The sequence below is a fragment of the Bacillus sp. FDAARGOS_1420 genome (assembly GCF_019344915.1).
Classification (GTDB): Bacteria; Bacillota; Bacilli; order Bacillales; family Bacillaceae_G; genus Bacillus_A; species Bacillus_A mycoides.
On record NZ_JAHWJB010000001.1, the window covers coordinates 561328 to 579153 of the forward strand.

The 17826-nt window shown below is 36.4% G+C and carries 14 protein-coding genes, 1 pseudogene and 1 riboswitch; of the genes and pseudogenes, 3 read left to right on the forward strand and 12 right to left on the reverse strand.

What is annotated here, in order from left to right; genetic code table 11:
• Nucleotides 1-119 precede the first annotated feature (119 nt).
• A riboswitch (purine riboswitch) is annotated at nucleotides 120-221 on the forward strand.
• Between the two features lie 197 nt (nucleotides 222-418).
• Nucleotides 419-1615 (forward strand): NupC/NupG family nucleoside CNT transporter, encoded by a 1197-nt coding sequence (locus tag I6L50_RS02935; RefSeq protein ID WP_219300446.1) that lies wholly within the window; start codon nucleotides 419-421, stop codon nucleotides 1613-1615.
• A gap of 48 nt (nucleotides 1616-1663) precedes the next feature.
• Here the strand turns inward: I6L50_RS02935 and I6L50_RS02940 are convergent, their stop codons facing one another.
• Complete coding sequence (locus I6L50_RS02940) at nucleotides 1664-2371, reverse strand: hypothetical protein (RefSeq protein ID WP_219300448.1); 708 nt, start codon at nucleotides 2369-2371, stop codon at nucleotides 1664-1666.
• A gap of 504 nt (nucleotides 2372-2875) precedes the next feature.
• Here I6L50_RS02940 and I6L50_RS02945 point away from each other — a divergent pair.
• Together I6L50_RS02945 and I6L50_RS02950 are read left to right on the forward strand one after the other, a co-directional pair.
• On the forward strand, nucleotides 2876-3958 hold the full coding sequence (locus I6L50_RS02945; RefSeq protein ID WP_219300450.1) for a polysaccharide deacetylase family protein: 1083 nt from the start codon (nucleotides 2876-2878) through the stop codon (nucleotides 3956-3958).
• Between the two features lie 116 nt (nucleotides 3959-4074).
• Nucleotides 4075-5304, forward strand: coding sequence for an aminopeptidase (locus tag I6L50_RS02950; RefSeq protein WP_219300452.1), 1230 nt, complete (start codon nucleotides 4075-4077; stop codon nucleotides 5302-5304).
• Between the two features lie 40 nt (nucleotides 5305-5344).
• On the opposite strand, the gene I6L50_RS02955 is transcribed toward I6L50_RS02950, so the two are convergent.
• The 11 genes and pseudogenes from I6L50_RS02955 to I6L50_RS03005 form a co-directional block, all read right to left on the reverse strand.
• Nucleotides 5345-5668, reverse strand: a complete 324-nt coding sequence (locus I6L50_RS02955) for a DMT family transporter (protein ID WP_000263259.1) — start codon at nucleotides 5666-5668, stop codon at nucleotides 5345-5347.
• A gap of 47 nt (nucleotides 5669-5715) precedes the next feature.
• Complete coding sequence (gene gabD / locus I6L50_RS02960; RefSeq protein WP_219300454.1) at nucleotides 5716-7167, reverse strand: NADP-dependent succinate-semialdehyde dehydrogenase; 1452 nt, start codon at nucleotides 7165-7167, stop codon at nucleotides 5716-5718.
• Complete coding sequence (locus tag I6L50_RS02965; RefSeq protein WP_071735241.1) at nucleotides 7160-8569, reverse strand: APC family permease; 1410 nt, start codon at nucleotides 8567-8569, stop codon at nucleotides 7160-7162. The genes gabD and I6L50_RS02965 overlap by 8 nt, the downstream gene beginning before the upstream one ends.
• Nucleotides 8547-9929, reverse strand: a complete 1383-nt coding sequence (locus I6L50_RS02970; RefSeq protein WP_219300456.1) for a sigma-54 interaction domain-containing protein — start codon at nucleotides 9927-9929, stop codon at nucleotides 8547-8549. The genes I6L50_RS02965 and I6L50_RS02970 overlap by 23 nt, the downstream gene beginning before the upstream one ends.
• Nucleotides 9930-10235: 306 nt before the next feature.
• Nucleotides 10236-11600, reverse strand: a complete 1365-nt coding sequence (gene gabT / locus I6L50_RS02975) for a 4-aminobutyrate--2-oxoglutarate transaminase (RefSeq protein ID WP_016103209.1) — start codon at nucleotides 11598-11600, stop codon at nucleotides 10236-10238.
• 155 nt (nucleotides 11601-11755) lie between these two features.
• A complete protein-coding gene (locus I6L50_RS02980; RefSeq protein ID WP_002029491.1) occupies nucleotides 11756-12502 on the reverse strand; it encodes an HAD family hydrolase in 747 nt (248 codons plus the stop codon).
• 194 nt (nucleotides 12503-12696) lie between these two features.
• Entirely contained in the window at nucleotides 12697-13602 is a 906-nt protein-coding gene (locus tag I6L50_RS02985; RefSeq protein ID WP_002010051.1) for a diacylglycerol kinase, read from the reverse strand.
• A 509-nt stretch (nucleotides 13603-14111) separates the two neighbouring features.
• Nucleotides 14112-15539 (reverse strand): Asp-tRNA(Asn)/Glu-tRNA(Gln) amidotransferase subunit GatB, encoded by a 1428-nt coding sequence (gene gatB / locus I6L50_RS02990; protein WP_219300458.1) that lies wholly within the window; start codon nucleotides 15537-15539, stop codon nucleotides 14112-14114.
• 14 nt (nucleotides 15540-15553) lie between these two features.
• Entirely contained in the window at nucleotides 15554-17011 is a 1458-nt protein-coding gene (gene gatA, locus I6L50_RS02995) for an Asp-tRNA(Asn)/Glu-tRNA(Gln) amidotransferase subunit GatA (protein ID WP_002010048.1), read from the reverse strand.
• Between the two features lie 14 nt (nucleotides 17012-17025).
• Nucleotides 17026-17316 (reverse strand): Asp-tRNA(Asn)/Glu-tRNA(Gln) amidotransferase subunit GatC, encoded by a 291-nt coding sequence (gene gatC, locus I6L50_RS03000; protein ID WP_000086999.1) that lies wholly within the window; start codon nucleotides 17314-17316, stop codon nucleotides 17026-17028.
• 141 nt (nucleotides 17317-17457) lie between these two features.
• Nucleotides 17458-17655: pseudogene (locus I6L50_RS03005) on the reverse strand (YiaA/YiaB family inner membrane protein); the annotation flags it as partial.
• Nucleotides 17656-17826 lie beyond the last annotated feature (171 nt).

A 17826-nucleotide genomic window follows, 5' to 3' on the forward strand; every position in this document is an offset into this window, starting at 1 on the left:
TCCGACCTCTCTTTTTCATAACACTGCGTTACATTTTATCATACTTATATGGTCTATTTCTATTGGAAGAAAAAAAGCTATTGACGATAGTTCTCTAGTAATGTTACGCTACTACTAATTTAATACGGACGATGTTACCTCATATATAGTCGATAATATGGATCGAGAGTTTCTACCCGGCAACCTTAAATTGCTGGACTATGGGGAAAACTAATGAATATTAGCCTATGTATAAAAAAGACTCCTATTGATTAGCTTTCTCTCATAGATGAAAGTGAATCCATAGGGGTCTTTTTTTTATTTTTCAAAAAGGTCAGACATCTTACGTATGACATGAAACTTCCATTACTTTATTTTTAGTAATATAACGAGCGTTTTATGTAAAAACTTTATACGAACTTCTGAAAGGGGCAACTACATGCAATATGTAATGAGCATTATCGGTATTATTGTCGTTTTAGGTTTATGCTTTGCTTTGTCAAACAATAGAAGTAAAATCAACTTCCGTGCAATTGCTATTATGATTAGTTTCCAAATTTTAATCGGTTGGTTTATGTTTGGCGCAAAGATCGGACAGCAAATTATCATCTTCATTAGTAAAGTTTTCAACAAACTAATTAAACTTGGTACGACAGGTGTCGATTTTCTCTTTAATGGAATTCAAAGAGATTTTGTTTTTTTCTTAAACGTATTACTAATTATCGTATTTTTCTCAGCACTACTTTCTATCTTTAGTTATTTAGGTGTTTTACCATTCATCGTTCGTATTGTCGGCGGTGCACTTTCAAAAATTACTGGTTTACCACGCGTTGAATCATTCCACGCAGTAAATTCTGTATTCTTTGGTTCAAGTGAAGCGTTAATCGTTATTAAAAATGATTTACAACATTTTAATAAAAACCGTATGTTTATCATTTGTTGTTCTGCAATGAGCTCAGTTTCTGCCTCTGTAACAGCATCATACGTTATGATGTTAGATGCGAAATATGTATTAGCGGCTCTTCCGCTAAACTTATTCTCAAGCTTAATCGTTTGTTCATTATTAACACCAGTTGATACGAAAAAAGAAGACGAAGTGGTTCAAAAATTTGATAGAAACCTATTCGGAGATAGCCTTATCGGCGCTATGATTAACGGTGCGCTTGATGGTTTAAAAGTAGCTGGTATCGTTGCTGCGTTAATGATTGCCTTCATTGGTGTTATGGAAGTTGTAAACTACGTAATTAGCGCTGCTTCAGGTGCAATGGGATATGCTGTTACTTTACAACAAATCTTCGGTTATATACTTTCTCCATTCGCATTCTTAATGGGTATTCCAACTCAAGATATTATCCCAGCTGGTGGTATTATGGGTACGAAGATTGTATTAAACGAGTTTGTAGCAATCCTTGATTTAAAAGGCGCTACTGCAACATTAGCTCCACGTACAGTTGGAATCGTTACAGTATTCTTAATTAGCTTCGCAAGTATTAGCCAAATTGGTGCGATTGTTGGTACAATCCGTGCCCTTTCTGAAAAACAAGGAAGCATCGTATCAAAATTTGGTTGGAAAATGCTATTTGCATCAACACTTGCTTCTATTTTATCTGCAACAATCGCTGGATTGTTTATTTAATAAAAAATCACCTTCGCTTAGACAGCAAGGTGATTTTTTTATTATCATTTAAGAAACTGAAGAAAACTCTAATATCTCTTCCTTATTAATAATTTCTCCCTTATATTCACCTTTCACCGAAATATCAATAATTGATTTATTTCCTGTTTCCATTTTCCCTAAAGAAAACATATATATTAAGTCATCTTTTTTTAACATCCATTGTTTTCCGTGCCAAGGACCAGTTAACTTCTGTTCTGGCGATGCCAGTATTTCTCCAAAATATTCACATTCGCCTAGAGATGTTTTTACTGTATTCTTCTCCGTATCAATAACTATATATTTAAGAAGTTTTATACTTTCACTTGAAAAAATCTCTACTTCATGGTCACTTTTTTTCTTGAATTTCAGCTTTCCATCCTTTGTATTAACCAATTTACTTTGATCAATTGCATTTAGTACAAACTCATACTCTTCTTTTGTAACACCGAAATTAGGATGATATGGAACACTTTTTTTCTCTGCATGCTCTTCTACGTATTTTAAATACCATTCCATATTATTCACTAGATGCTCTCTCATTCTTTGACCAATATTCCCTACCTTTTTAAGAGCATCTGGATCCATCTCAATCGTCATAATATCCGCCGTCACTTCCGCATTCATAAGATGCGGCGGAATATACTCTTCCACACTATTCGCTTTACTCGTTTCACTTTGACAACCGACTATGAATAGTGATATGAGCAGGATATATACTAATTTTTTATACTTCATCTTTGTTCTCCACTCCGTACATCATTCTTGCTTACATTTATAGCGGTTCTTATTATAGTCCAAGATCCTGATATTTTAATAGAAACTACTCTAAATATGCAAAATTGCATATTAATAAACCTTTCTCTTACTTTAAAATTAACTTAAATTATTTACCAAAATATACAAATTACAATTGAAAAATGTTATAATTTGTAAAAATATATTGGAGGATATTATGAAAGCCCACGCCCTTTTCGACTTCTTACATTTACTAGTCTTGACCATGAAAAGCTATTATTTATGGGGAATGCCTATCTATGTCTTCATTATTCCTCTTATCTTTGTAGTCGGTTATATTATTATCAATTCTAATAAAAAACGAAAGAATACCTCTATTCAAAGTCACTAACCTATCCCATATCTAAAAATGATATGATGAACAAGGGTATATCCCCACCTCTCTTACAGAGGTGGGGATTTTAATGTAAGTATGCAACATAATACACAATAGAAGGTGATTTTATGAGAAAATACGCAGCAATTGCTTTATGTACGTCTGCCATTCTAGCAGGCTGTAACACAAATAATGCTAGCCCAGAACCTGCAAAAGAGAAAAAGGTACAAGAAGTAAAAAAACAAGAAGAGACTGTACAAACACAAGGTAAAATTTCTTATAATCCAATTACGCACGAATCTACAAACGTAAATATTCATATTACGGACATAAAGGATTCTTTAACCGAAGTACAATATAAAATTTGGCGCACTGCTGATGGAAAGAAACACGCTAAATCTTTTTCTTCTAAAGAAAAGGAGAAACAATTTACACTTCCTTTTGATATAAAAGAATTTGAAGGAAAACGCGGTGAATTCCAAATTGAAGCAACAGGAATTAAAGAAGATGGGAAAACGATCCCGCTCACAAAATCTACCCTTACTTTCGAGCAAAAAGTTCCTGTTCTTATGTATCACGCAATTGATGATTATCATGGACAAGGTATTAAAGATTTATTCGTATCGCCTGCTAACTTTGAAGCTCAAATGAAGTATTTAAAAGACAATGGTTATACATTATTAACATTTGAACGCTGGGGTGATATTAATAAAGTAAACAAGCCGGTTTTCGTTACATTTGATGACGGTATGAAAAATAATATGAATGCATTTCGCATTTTACAAAAGCTAAAAGATGATACTTTTAAACCAGCAGCAACGGAATATATGATTGTTGATAACGTTGATGTAGAAGGCGCCCTTTCTACATCTGAAATAAAAGAAATGGTTGATTCAGGTATTTTTTCTGTACAATCTCACACAGCAACACACGCAGACTTGCCGAAAATTACAAACTATGACGAAGAGTTAAAAGGATCAAAAGAAAAGCTAGAGAAAATAACAGGTAAGCCTGTTATCGCAATTGCTTATCCATTCGGTCATGTAGATGATAAAGTTGTCGCAGAAACAAAGAAACACTATCAATTTGCAACAACAACGAAGCCTGGACAATTCATTACGAAGGGTGAACCTGATGAGTTGTTAAAAATGAAGCGTGTTCGCATACACCATACAACGACTGTAGAACAATTTGCTTCTTCGATTAAATAACTATTAGAGCTCAATACATTTTGAGCTCTCTTTTTACGTTATATTTATATATATTTTTAGAATTTTCTTGTATTATATATAGTAAGAAATCTTTCAAACTAAAGGAGATTATACATATGTCATTTGAACAAACGTTAGAGAAATATGCTGCCCTTGCAGTCAATGTTGGTGTTAATATTCAACCCGGACAAACTTTATCAATCAGTGCACCTCTTGAGGCTGTACAGTTTGTACGCCTCGTTACAGAAAAAGCATATAAATCTGGTGCAAAACACGTATATGTTGATTGGAATGATGAGACGTTAACACGCTTAAAGTTCGATCTAGCTCCTGAAGAAGCTTTCTCTGAATTCCCTTCTTGGAAAGCACATGCTCGTGAAGAATTAGCAAAAGAAGGTGCTGCATTTATGTCCATCTATGCAGAGAATCCTGATCTATTAAAAGGTGTAGAACCAAAGAAAATTGCAACAGCTCATAAAGTAGCTGGAGAAGCGATGAAAGTATACCGTGATTATGTGCAAGCAGATAAAGTAAGCTGGTGCGTAATTTCTGTTCCTACGAAAGAATGGGCTGCAAAAGTATTCCCTGACGTAGCGCCAGAAGAACAAGAAACAAAACTATGGGATGCTATCTTCAAAGCTACTCGTGCTGATTTAGAAAATCCTGTGGAAGCATGGAAAGAACATGATGAAACACTACATACAAAAGTAGATTACTTAAACGAAAAACATTATAAAGCTCTTCACTATACAGGCCCTGGAACAGACTTAACAATCGAACTTCCAGAGAAGCATGTATGGGCTGGTGCTGGTAGCTTAAATGAAAAGAACGTAGCATTTATGGCTAACATTCCAACTGAAGAGGTATTTACAATGCCTCTTAAAACAGGTGTGAACGGCCAAGTATCTAGCACAAAACCGTTAGCATTTGCGGGTAATATTATCGATAACTTTACATTAACATTCGAAAACGGACGTATCGTAGACTATAAAGCTGAATCTGGTGAAGAGGCTTTAAAACATTTAGTAAAAACAGATGAAGGTTCTCACTTCTTAGGCGAAGTAGCTTTAGTACCTCATGATTCACCAATTTCAAACACAAATATTTTATTCTACAATACGCTATTTGATGAAAATGCATCTTGCCACCTTGCAATCGGAAATGCTTATGCATTTAACTTAATTGGCGGAAAAACAATGTCTAAAGAAGAACTTGCTGAAAATGGTGCAAACGCTAGTATTACACACGAAGACTTCATGATTGGATCAGCTGAGCTTGATATCGACGGCATTACAGCTGATGGAAGACATGAGCCGATCTTCCGTAAAGGTAACTGGGCGTTTTAATAAAAATAAAAGGCTATCTTCCACGCCGGAAGATAGCCTTTTATGATGCCGATGACACTTTCAGTCCAATTACGCCTAAAACAATAAAGAGAATACAAAATGCTTGGAATAAATTAATATGCTCTTTAAAAAAGTACACACTAATGATTGTAATAAGTAGCGTTCCCACACCAGACCAAATTGCATAAGCAATACTTAAATGAATCTTTTTAACAACGATAGCAAACACGCTGAAACAAATTCCATAGAATACGAAAATAAGTACACTTGGAACAAGCTTTGTTAAACCGTTCGATAACTTCATCGCAATCGTTCCAGCTACTTCAAAAATAATTGTTACAAGTAATAATAGCCAATATACCATACTAGAATCTCCTTCTCTGTTACCTTATAGAGATTCTAGTATACTACTTATAGTCCTAACGAAATATATTTAATTTCTAAATATTCCTCGATACCGAAATGGCCTCCCTCACGGCCGATACCACTTTCTTTAAAGCCACCAAATGGTGCTTGTGCAACTGATGGAAGTCCATCATTTAAACCGATAATACCGTACTCTAATGCTTCGCTAATTTGGAATGCTTGACTAATATCTTTTGTGAAAATATAAGCAGCCAAGCCATATGGTGTATTATTTGCTCGCTCGATTACTTCTTCAGCTGTTTTAAATTTCGCAACTGGTGCAACTGGTCCAAATGTTTCTTCATTCATACAAAGCATCGTGTCATTTGCCAATCCAATTACTGTTGGCTGAATGAAATAACCATCTAACTCTGCAAATTTATGGCCACCGTATAAAACTTCTCCGCCCTTTTGAATTGCATCTTCAATATGTTCTTGTACTTTCGAAACTGCATTCGCATCAATAAGTGGCCCTACAGTTGTTCCTTCGCCGAATCCATCTCCAACTTTAAGCTGCTCTACAGCTTTTGTGAACTTCACTGCAAATTCTTCGTACACTTCTTCTTGAACAAAGACACGGTTTGTACATATACACGTTTGTCCTGCATTACGGAATTTCGAACCAATTACCGCTTCTACCGCCTTATCTAAATCAGCGTCATTCATAACAATAAATGGAGCGTGACCACCTAATTCAAGCGAAACCTTTTTCATCGTTTGCGCAGCGCTAGCCATTAATTCTTTCCCAATTTCAGTTGATCCTGTAAAAGAAACTTTTCGAACGCGCTCATCTTCCATCCACGTATCAGCAATTGCTTTTGCACTACCTGTTACAATATTTATTACACCTTTTGGAATGTCTGCTTCATGTGCTAATTCAACTAACTTCAATGCAGTTAATGGCGTTTGACTCGCTGGTTTCACAACTGCCGTACAGCCTGCTGCAAGTGCTGGAGCTACCTTTCTCGTAATCATAGCAGCCGGGAAATTCCAAGGCGTAATAGCTGCCATAACCCCAACTGGTTGCTTCATAACTAAAATACGCTTATTCGGATGAGAGGCAGGAATCATTTCACCGTATATTCTCTTTCCTTCTTCTGCGTACCATTCAACAAAACTATTTGCATAATTCACTTCACCAAGTGCTTCTGCAAACGGCTTCCCTTGCTCTCTCGTCATGATTGCTGCAATTTCTTCTTTATTTTCATCAATGAGCGTGAACCATTTTTTTAACTTTACTGCGCGATCCGCTGCCGTTAATTTTGACCATAATTTAAAGGCTTCATGTGCAGCATCAACTGCTTGCTTTGCCTCTGTAATCCCGCCCTTTGGCACAGTTGCAAATACTTCCTTTGTCGCTGGATTATTCACTTCGATTTGTTCTTGCAGTGTAATCCACTCACCATTTATATACATCGCTTTTTTATCTAAGTTTACGAACGTCGCTTTTTCATCCAATGTTTTCTTCCTCCTCTATATCTTCATTCTCATTAGAATTATTCTTATACTTATCAAACAGCATTCTCATAAAGAAATAACCACCTAAAATCGTCCACCCTAACACCATTAGCCATTCGTACGGCCAAATTAATGCAGCAGGCATCCCTGGCATATACAATAAAATAAAACCAATACTTAATATTACCGCTATACTCCCGACTACTTTTCCATTCTTCACTCGAAACGGTCTAGCCATATTAGGTTCTGTTTTGCGTAACTTTAAAAATGATAAACTAACTAATAAATATGAAACAACAATCCCAAGCCCACCTGCATTTACAATCCATACAAGTGCTGGTCTTCCAAGTAACGGAGCAAAAAATGATAGCATCCCTAGGAACATAATCGCATTAGTAGGTGTTTTATATTTCGGATGTACTTTTCCAAACCAAGCTGGAATCATTTCATTTTTAGCCATCGCATATAACACACGACTACCTCCAATAATAAATGCATTCCAACTTGTAACAATTCCAGCTAACCCACCAAAGATTAAAATATTCGCAAATATTTTCGATCCAAAAACTGCTCCCATCGCATCAGCAGTTGCCAATTTTGTATTCAAGAGTGCGTTTTGATCTAATGCCATCGAAACTCCAACTGTAATAAGTAGATAGAATACGACCGCACAAACAACAGAGAATATTAAAAGTTTTCCGATTTCTTTAAACGGAAGATTCACTTCTTCCGCTACTTGCGGGATTACATCAAATCCGACAAATAGAAACGGAACCATTATAAGGACAGCCATTACTCCACCTGCACCATTTATAAAAAATGGCTCTAAATTTTTTGTATCTCCGTTGAAACTAGATCCAAAAACGAGCATAATGCCCGTCGCTACAATAAATATTGTAAATATACTTTGAAATACAGCGGCTGTTTTGACACCAAAGTAGTTAATGATTGTAATAAGTAATGCTCCGCCCATTCCAATCATCGCCCACGTCAAGTATACATCCCAGCCTCCTATCGTCCATAAATAAATACTTTGATAATTTGGCAATATATAATCTACCACTGTTGGTAAGGCAACAGCTTCAAAAGTAACAACTGATACATATCCAAGCACCATTGCCCACGATGCGATAAATGCTGATTTTTTCCCAAATGCTTTTTTTACATATAGTAAACCACCGCCTGTTTCCGGCATGGCAGAAGCAAGTTCAGCATATGTTAGTCCAACGAAAATAACAAGTAATCCTCCTATAACGAAAGCAATAACTGCCCCTATAGAACCAGCCGATGTAACCCAATCCCCTGAGAGTACAACCCAACCCCATCCAAGCATAGCGCCTATCGCAAGGAAAAGAACATCAAAACGTGATAGCACTTTTTTAAGTTCCTTCTTCTCCTCCAACTATATAATCCTCCTCTATAAACTTCTTAATTTTCCTAGTAGCAGCAGATTGGCTTATTTTCAAGAATTCTGCGACTTTATAACTGGATCCATGTGTTTTATATGTTTTTAAGATAATGTTTCGTTCCACTTCTTCTAACATTTTATAGAGACTTTGACCCGATTGCTCCACTGTAGACTCCTGCATCGATATTGGCAAATCTTCTATCGTGACAACATCGTCAGCAGTTATAACAATCCTCTCGATTACATTTTCAATCTCTCTATTATTTCCTTCCCAAGGGTACCCTACAAACATTTGTAACGTACTAGGTGCTAACTTCACATCACGTCCGTACTTTTTATTAAAATGCTGTAAATAATGATAGATGAGCGGCAAAATGTCTTCTGTTCTCTCCCGAAGTGGCGGAATTGAAATTGGAATGACATTCAGACGATAGTATAAATCTTTCCGGAATGTTCCTTGTTTCACCATCGTACTTAACTCTCTATTTGTTGCCGCTACAATTCTAACGTCCACCTTTTTGAATTCTCTTCCGCCTATAGGACGAAACGTTTTTTCTTGCAATACTTGCAAAAGCTTCGCTTGAATTTCAAGCGGCATTTCACCAATTTCATCTAAGAAAAGAGTTCCTTTATGCGCTGATTCTAATAGCCCCTTTTTCCCTTCGCGATTTGCACCTGTAAAAGACCCACCTGAATATCCAAAAAGCTCAGATTCGATTAAATTCGTCGGCAATGCCGCACAATTAATTTCATAGAAACTTTCATTCTTCCGGTGACTCACTTCATGCAAATGGCGTACTAATCGGCTTTTCCCCACTCCAGTCTCACCTAATACGAGAACAGTACTATCTACTACTGATACTTTTTTTATTGTTTCGATTATTTTTTGCATAGCGATACTTTTAAAAATAAGTCCTTCGTGTTCATATGTTTCTCTTAATTCTTTTTTATATGTTTTTAACTGATTATCCATTTCCTCTACCTTTTGACGTAATTGATAGAGTTCTGTAAGATCACGAGAATAACTAATCACTCTTCTTAAATTTCCCTCATCATCAAAAACAGGCCTTGTACGAACATGCAAATACTCTCCTGATTTCGTTGTTTGAACAAGTTCAACTGGCCTTTTCTTTTCAATTACTTCTAACGTTGCAGATGGATAAAAAATCCCTTCTTTTTGTAGTTCTTTTACATGCTTTCCTACTAATTCCTTAGCAGAGAGCTGGTAATGTCTTTCACACATGCTATTTACACGTACAACGATTCCTTTATCATCCGTAACAAAAATTTCGTCAAATGCATATTCAAATACATCTTGTAAATCCATCAACACTCGTTCCTTTTCTGCAACCATCCTAGCCACCCCTTACTTCAAATCCATCGATTCACTTCACTACCTTTATTATAAAGTGAATTTTCTGCATTTAATATAGAGTAAGCTAGAATGTTTTCAATTTGTTATTTATACAAATCTATTTATATTTTTCAACACATAATTCGCTGCCTTGAAAAATACAGAATGCCATCGCAACCACACCCTCACTTTGTTTTAGCTTGGCATGGGGCAGGAAAAGGGGCTGACCGATTCTATGCATGGCCAGATGCTCTCTTTCGCCTAAAAAGAAAAGCTTTATGCCCTTTTTTAAGTTATCCCAATTCTTTATACACGAGCGATATTTGCTTGCTCATAACAAGCTTGCAATGATTCTTCAATTATTGTTAAACCTTCCTCAAGTTGCTCATCTGTAATCACTAATGGCATTAAAACACGAATAACATTCCCATATGTTCCTGCTGATAGTAGAAGTAATCCATGCTTATTTGCCTCTGCACATAAATTAGACGCTAATGTTTTATCAGGCGCTTTCGTCTTGCGATCTTGAACGAGCTCGAATGCACACATTGCCCCTAAGCCGCGCACATCACCGATGCAATTGTATTTGTTTTTCATCTCTTGGAATCGGTTCATTACAACTTTCCCTACTTCTATCGCTCTATCATTTAATTTCTCTTTTTCTATTACATCAAGCACAGCTAATGCAGCCGCACATCCTAGTGGGCTTCCTGCATACGTTCCGCCCAGTTCTCCCGGTGCAGACTCATTCATAATTTCTTTACGCCCAATCACGCCACTTATCGGTACACCAGCACCTAATGATTTAGATACCGTAATTAAGTCTGGAACGACATCATAATGATCAATTGCAAAGTATTTTCCAGTACGACTAAAGCCTGTTTGAATTTCATCAGCTACAAATAAAATACCGTGCTCTGAACAAATGCTGCGTACTTCTTGAACGAATTTCTTACTTGGAACGATAAATCCGCCTTCCCCTTGAACAGGTTCCATTACAACTGCTGCAATTGTTTCTGGTGCTACTTCTGATATGAAGAAGTTCTTAAACTCTTCAATGATAAAGTCATCATACTGCTCTTCTGTTAAACCTTCTGGGCGACGGTATTCATATGGGAATGGCGCTTTATATACTTCTGGAGCAAATGGGCCAAATCCAAATTTATATGGTTTTACTTTACTTGTCATCGTCATTGTCATTAATGTACGCCCATGAAATCCTTTAGAAAATGCGATAATTCCAGGTCTCTTCGTATATTTACGAGCAATCTTCACTGCATTTTCAACCGCTTCTGCCCCACTATTTAAAAACAGCACTTGTTTATCGAAATTACCTGGTGCTACTGCGGCAAGCTTTTCCGCTAATTCAATATATGGCTCATACATCATCACATTAAATCCAGTATGAATATATTGATCTACTTGTTTATGAAGCGCTTCTTTAACAGCTGGATGACAGTGTCCTACATTAATTGTCCCAATTGCTCCTGCGAAATCAATGTACTGATTTCCATCCACATCTGTTACGAGTGCACCATTTGCAGATTGTACAAACGTTGGGATGCCGTTACTTACTCCTTTTGGTACTATATTTTGGCGGCGTTCTAATAAAGACGCTGCTTTCGGTCCAGGAATTTGTTCATTTACTTTAGCAAATTTTTTTGTGTTCATTGTGTACCCCATCCTTTTCTATACAATGTTTTCTCTTTATATTGCAAGATGTATGCCAACTTCCTCTTTCTAGTATTCATCCCATTCTCTTACTATCTCGGCATAAAAAAATAAGTCTATAAAGACTCAAATAGAGTCCTTATAGACTTATTCATTTATACATTAGACTTTCCTTGTTCCCAAATAAACTCACCTGAATGAGAAATTAAATCTTCAACAGATTGTAATACTAAATCTGCAAGTGGTTCTAGCGTTTGACGATCACCCGTACCAGATAGTACGCCAATCGCATAACAGTCGCCACCATTTTTCGCTAAATATAAATCCGTCGGTGTATCCCCGACGACTGCTACTTCACATGTCTCTAAATTAAATCTCTCACAAAACGATTCTACAATTTTTTTATCTGGCTTCTGTGCTGGAAATGTATCTGAAGCTATAACACAATCAAAAAAAGCTTCCAATTGATATTGCTTTAAAAATAATTCTGTCGGCGCGAAATCATCAGCTGTAACGACACCTAGAATAAACCCTCTATCCTTTAACGCTTGTAAAACTTTCGGTAAATCTGCCGTCATTCTCATATGTGAACGATGCTCGTACATAAGAGCAAACAACTTTTCACTCACCCATTGATGCATCTCTTCTTCTCTAGATGATGCAATATACTTACAAAGCCCCTTGGCCACATCAAGACTCGTTCCAGCAGCGAGCGCACTACGCGGATGAACAAATGCTCCATCTACGCCAATCTCTTTTAATAAAGCCTGCTGCATTGATTCTGGTAATTGATATAAATTTATACATTCTGCAACAAGCTCTTCAGCTACTTTTATCCAAATTGAATGAAAATCCATTAATGTCCCATCTTTATCAAATAGTATTGCTTTTACCTTCTCCATAGCACCCTACCTCTCATTTCTTATCTCTTCCAGTGTATCAATAAAATATGGATATAAAATAAACGGATTGTAAAAATACCATAAAAATCAAACTAACTTACAATTTACAATTCATCTGCACATAGAGAACCTTTAATCAGTGGGGGAATCTTATTGCTCGCAAATAGTGAGGTGAAAGCAAAAAAAAGATGCCTTTACAGGGCATCCTCTTGGTGTTCAGGAACAAATAGTTCCAGACAATGATATATATTTTCGAATTCCATCGGTGCGTCTCCGCCATATTCACCATCTAAGTTGATCATTAATTTATCAGGTGAATGCACTTTAATACGATTCGCTTGTGTATATAGTACTTTCGGATTGTTAATATGTTCCCCACGCTGCGCTTGTGTTGCTGCTTTAATTAAATCAGCGATAGAACCTTTTTTCAGTACTAATAAATCAAATAATCCATCGTTAATAGATGCATATGGTGCTACTTTTTCGAATCCACCAACTGAACGAGTATTCGTAATTAAAAACATCGTAATTTCTTCTTGTAGCAACTTCCCATCATACTCAATTTCAACATATGTTGGATGTAATGATGGTAACATTTCGATTCCTTTTAAATAGTAAGCAAGTTGTCCTAATACCGTTTTTAGCTTGCTTGGTACTTCATATGTTAATTCTGTAATACGGCCGCCACCAGCGATATTAATGAAATATGTATCATTCGCTCTACCAAGATCTAACGGTACCGTTGTTCCTTCACAAATAATATCCGCAGCCTCTTCAATAACACGAGGTACACCAATCGCACGCGCAAAATCATTTGTCGTTCCAACTGGAATAATTCCAAACTTTGGACGATGCTCATGTCCTACTAAACCGTTCACTACTTCATTTAATGTACCATCACCACCAGCTGCGATAACAACATCAAACTTACGATCTGCAGCTTGCCTCGCTGCCACAGTCGCATCTCCAGGACCAGTTGTCGCATGACAAGACGCTTCATATCCAGCTTGTTCTAATTTTTGTAATACTTCTGGTAAGCTCTTCTTAAATAGCTCGCGCCCAGAAGTAGGATTATAAATAATTCTTGCTCGCTTCATCATTTATTAGCACAGGAAATTCCTTATTCATTGAAAAACGAATACACCGAACCCTTATTCAGTATCCCTATGCTTACCTCCTCTCATCTTCCTATCCTTCTTTAATTCCGCTCAAACAGGCAGTAAGAACCCGATTCGTGTAGCCCATCAAAAGTAACTATTCATTTTCAATGGTTTTGTTTTATTTGACAAAAAAATTTATGTCCATCTATTTCCTCACAACAATTTACATATAACGAATAATAATTATCTATTATTTCATGAGATGAAAAAAACCTCTATGTCTAGATTTATCATTATTCCCACCTTTTTGCAACTATCATACCATAGTTGCTATACAAACATTTTTTCACTTTTGACAGTTAATCAAACGTTTGTTTAAATTATTTTTCACCATTTAAACAAACGTTTGATTAACTCAGAAAAAACACCCAAATACGGGTGTTTTTTCTGTTTAATCTTTAAGAGTCTATACTATTTTAGCGTTCAAAAATAAGAATTCTGCTCTTTTTTTAGCGCTTATTAATCTCTTCAAGTAAGATTTTATTAACAAGCGGTGGATTTGCTTGTCCTTTTGTAGCTTTCATAATTTGACCAACTAAGAAGCCAATTGCACGGTCTTTACCGTTTTTAAAGTCTTCAATAGATTGCTCATTATTATCAAGAATTTCCGTTACAACCTTACGAAGTGTTCCTTCGTCAGAAATTTGAACCAGACCTTTCGCTTTAACGATTTCTTCTGGGTCTCCACCTTTTTCAATTAATTCATTAAATACTTTCTTCGCGATTTTAGAAGAAATTGTACCTTTTTCAATTAATTGAACCATTTTAGATAAACCAGCAGGCGTTAATGCAACGTCTTTTAATTCTTTTTGTTGTTTGTTTAAGTATGCAAGTACTTCACCCATTAACCAGTTTGATGTTAATTTCGCATCAGCACCGTCTGCAACTGTTGCTTCAAAGAAATCAGACATCTCTTTCGTTAATGTCAATACATGCGCATCATAAGCTGGTAAGCCAACTTCTTCAACATAGCGAGCTTTACGTGCATCTGGAAGTTCTGGAATAGAAGCACGAATTTCTTCTTTCCACTCATCGTCGATGTAAAGTTCAACTAAGTCTGGCTCTGGGAAGTAACGGTAATCGTCAGATCCTTCTTTTATACGCATTAAGATTGTTTTCTTCGTTGCTTCATCATAACGACGTGTTTCTTGTTGAATGATACCACCAGATAATAATTCTTTTTCTTGGCGCACTTGCTCATGCTCAAGACCTTTTTGCACGTAAGTGAAAGAGTTTAAGTTTTTCAGTTCTGCTTTTGTACCGAACTTCTCTTGTCCAACTGGACGAAGTGAAATATTCGCATCACAACGAAGAGAACCTTCTTCCATCTTACAATCAGATACACCTGTATATTGAATGATTGATTTTAACTTCTCTAAGTACGCATATGCTTCTTCTGGAGTACGCATATCTGGCTCAGATACGATCTCGATTAAAGGCATACCTTGACGGTTGTAGTCTACTAATGAACAGTCAGCTGCATGCGTTGATTTACCAGCATCTTCTTCTAAATGAAGACGTGTAATACCGATACGCTTCTTTTTACCGTCTACTTCGATTTCAATCCAACCATTTTCACCAATTGGCTTATCAAATTGAGAGATTTGGTAAGCTTTCGGATTATCTGGGTAGAAATAGTTTTTACGGTCAAACTTCGTTTCCGTTGCGATTTCACAGTTTAATGCCATTGCGGCTTTCATTGCAAAGTTAACTGCTTCCTTATTTAAAGTAGGAAGTACCCCTGGGTATCCTAAGTCAATTACACTTGTTTGTGTATTTGGCTCCGCTCCGAATTCTGTTGGACTCGCAGAGAAAATTTTCGAATTTGTTTTTAACTCAACGTGAACCTCTAACCCAATAATTGTTTCTAAATTCATCTATGCTCGCCTCCTTACAGACTTGCTTTTTTTGTATGATAGTCTGTTGCTTGCTCAAACGCATGTGCAACGCGGTAAATCGTCGTTTCATCGAAGTGTTTACCAATGATTTGTAGACCAAGTGGCATGTTGTTAGCACCGAATCCACATGGAACAGAAATCGCTGGAACACCCGCTAAGTTTACTGGAATTGTTAAAATGTCATTTGCATACATTGTCATTGGATCGTCCACTTTTTCGCCTACTTTAAATGCTGGAGTTGGCGTTGTTGGTCCAATAATAACATCGTAGTTAGCAAATACATTTTCAAAGTCATTTTTAATTAATGTACGTACTTGTTGTGCTTTTTTGTAATATGCATCATAGTAACCAGAGCTAAGAGCAAATGTACCAAGCATAATACGACGTTTTACTTCATCACCGAAACCTTCGCTACGTGTATTTTTGTAAAGATCTAATAAGTTATTTACATTATCAGAACGAACACCGTAACGTACGCCATCAAAGCGTGAAAGGTTCGCAGATGCTTCAGAAGAAGATAATAAGTAATACGTTGCTAGAGCGTATTTAGAGTGTGGAAGAGATACTTCCTCCCAAGTTGCGCCCATACCTTCTAACACTTTTAAAGCAGCTAGCACTGACTCACGAGCTTCTTCGCCAACACCTTCGCCTAAGTATTCTTTCGGTACAGCAATACGTAAACCTTTAACATCGCCTGTTAAACCAGCTAAGTAGTTTCCTACTTCAACGTTTGCAGAAGTTGCATCCATACGGTCAATACCTGAAATAGCTTGTAATAAGTATGCATTGTCTTCTACTGTACGTGTAATCGGTCCGATTTGGTCAAGTGAAGATGCGAATGCTACTAATCCGTAACGAGATACGCGTCCGTAAGTTGGTTTTAAACCTACAACGCCGCAATATGCAGCTGGCTGACGGATAGAACCACCCGTATCAGAACCTAGAGAGAATAATACTTCTCCTGCTGCTACTGCTGCTGCAGAACCACCACTAGATCCGCCTGGAACGTAATCTAAGTTCCATGGATTTTTTGTAGCGTAGAAGCCTGAGTTTTCATTTGAAGAACCCATTGCGAACTCGTCCATATTTAATTTACCAATTGTAACTGTGTCAGCAGCTTTTAGCTTTTGTACAACTGTCGCATCGTAAATTGGATCGAAGTTTGCTAATATTTTGCTCGCACAAGTTGTACGAAGACCGTTAGTTACAATGTTATCTTTTACACCAATTGGCATACCGAATAATAAACCATTATCCTCAGCACCAATCTTTGCATCTAATTCTTTCGCTTTCGCGCGTGCATTTTCTTCATCTAATGTAAGAAAAGCTTTTACGTTATCTTCAACATCCGAAATACGTTTGTAAGATTCTTCTACTAAATCCGTAACGGAAATTTCTTTGTTGTTTAACTTCTTATGTAACTCTGATACAGAATGATCAAATAATGACATCGAAATTCCCTCCTCTATTCTAATACTGCTGGAACACGGATTTGATTATCTTTGTGATCCGGTGCATTTTTTAATACTTCTTCTACTGGTAAACCTTTTTCTGGCACATCTTCACGCATAACATTTTTCATAGTTAATACATGAGTTGTTGGTTTTACATCAGTTGTATCTAATTCATTTAACTGTTCTGCAAATGTAACAATTGCATCTAGTTGTTTTTGAAATTTTTCTGCTTCTTGATCAGTAATTGCAAGACGTGCTAAATGTGCTACGTGCTTTACATTCTCAACGGAAATTCTTGACACGGCTAGGCCACCTCCATAATATATCGTTCAATCTACAATACTATTGATGATACCAAATTTCCAGTACTTCAAGCAAGTCAACACACGGCACTTACGGTATTTTTACATAAAAAAAGAAAGGCAAGTGCCTTTCTTTACAATTTACTCTTTATCTAACGATTTATTTTTCGGAAATCTTTCATTATCTTCCTCATTATCACGAATTGTTTTTTGTAATACAAAACAAGACATCGTTAAAAATAATGTTCCAATTAAATAGTACCCTTTTACACTAAGCGTTTCATCTAACGTGTAAATCCCAATTAGCATTCCTGAAAGCGCACAAACAAATGAAGTCCATTATCTATAAAACTTTAATTTCCTAAAACCGCAACAAACAGCTACATCACGCAGTTTTGTACTATATCTGAATTTATAAATGGCAACATATTTCTGGTTGTTTATGACCAATTTGTTACCGAAAAAATCCAAAATGAAACCAATAAAAAAATAAAAGAGCACAGCGTGTAT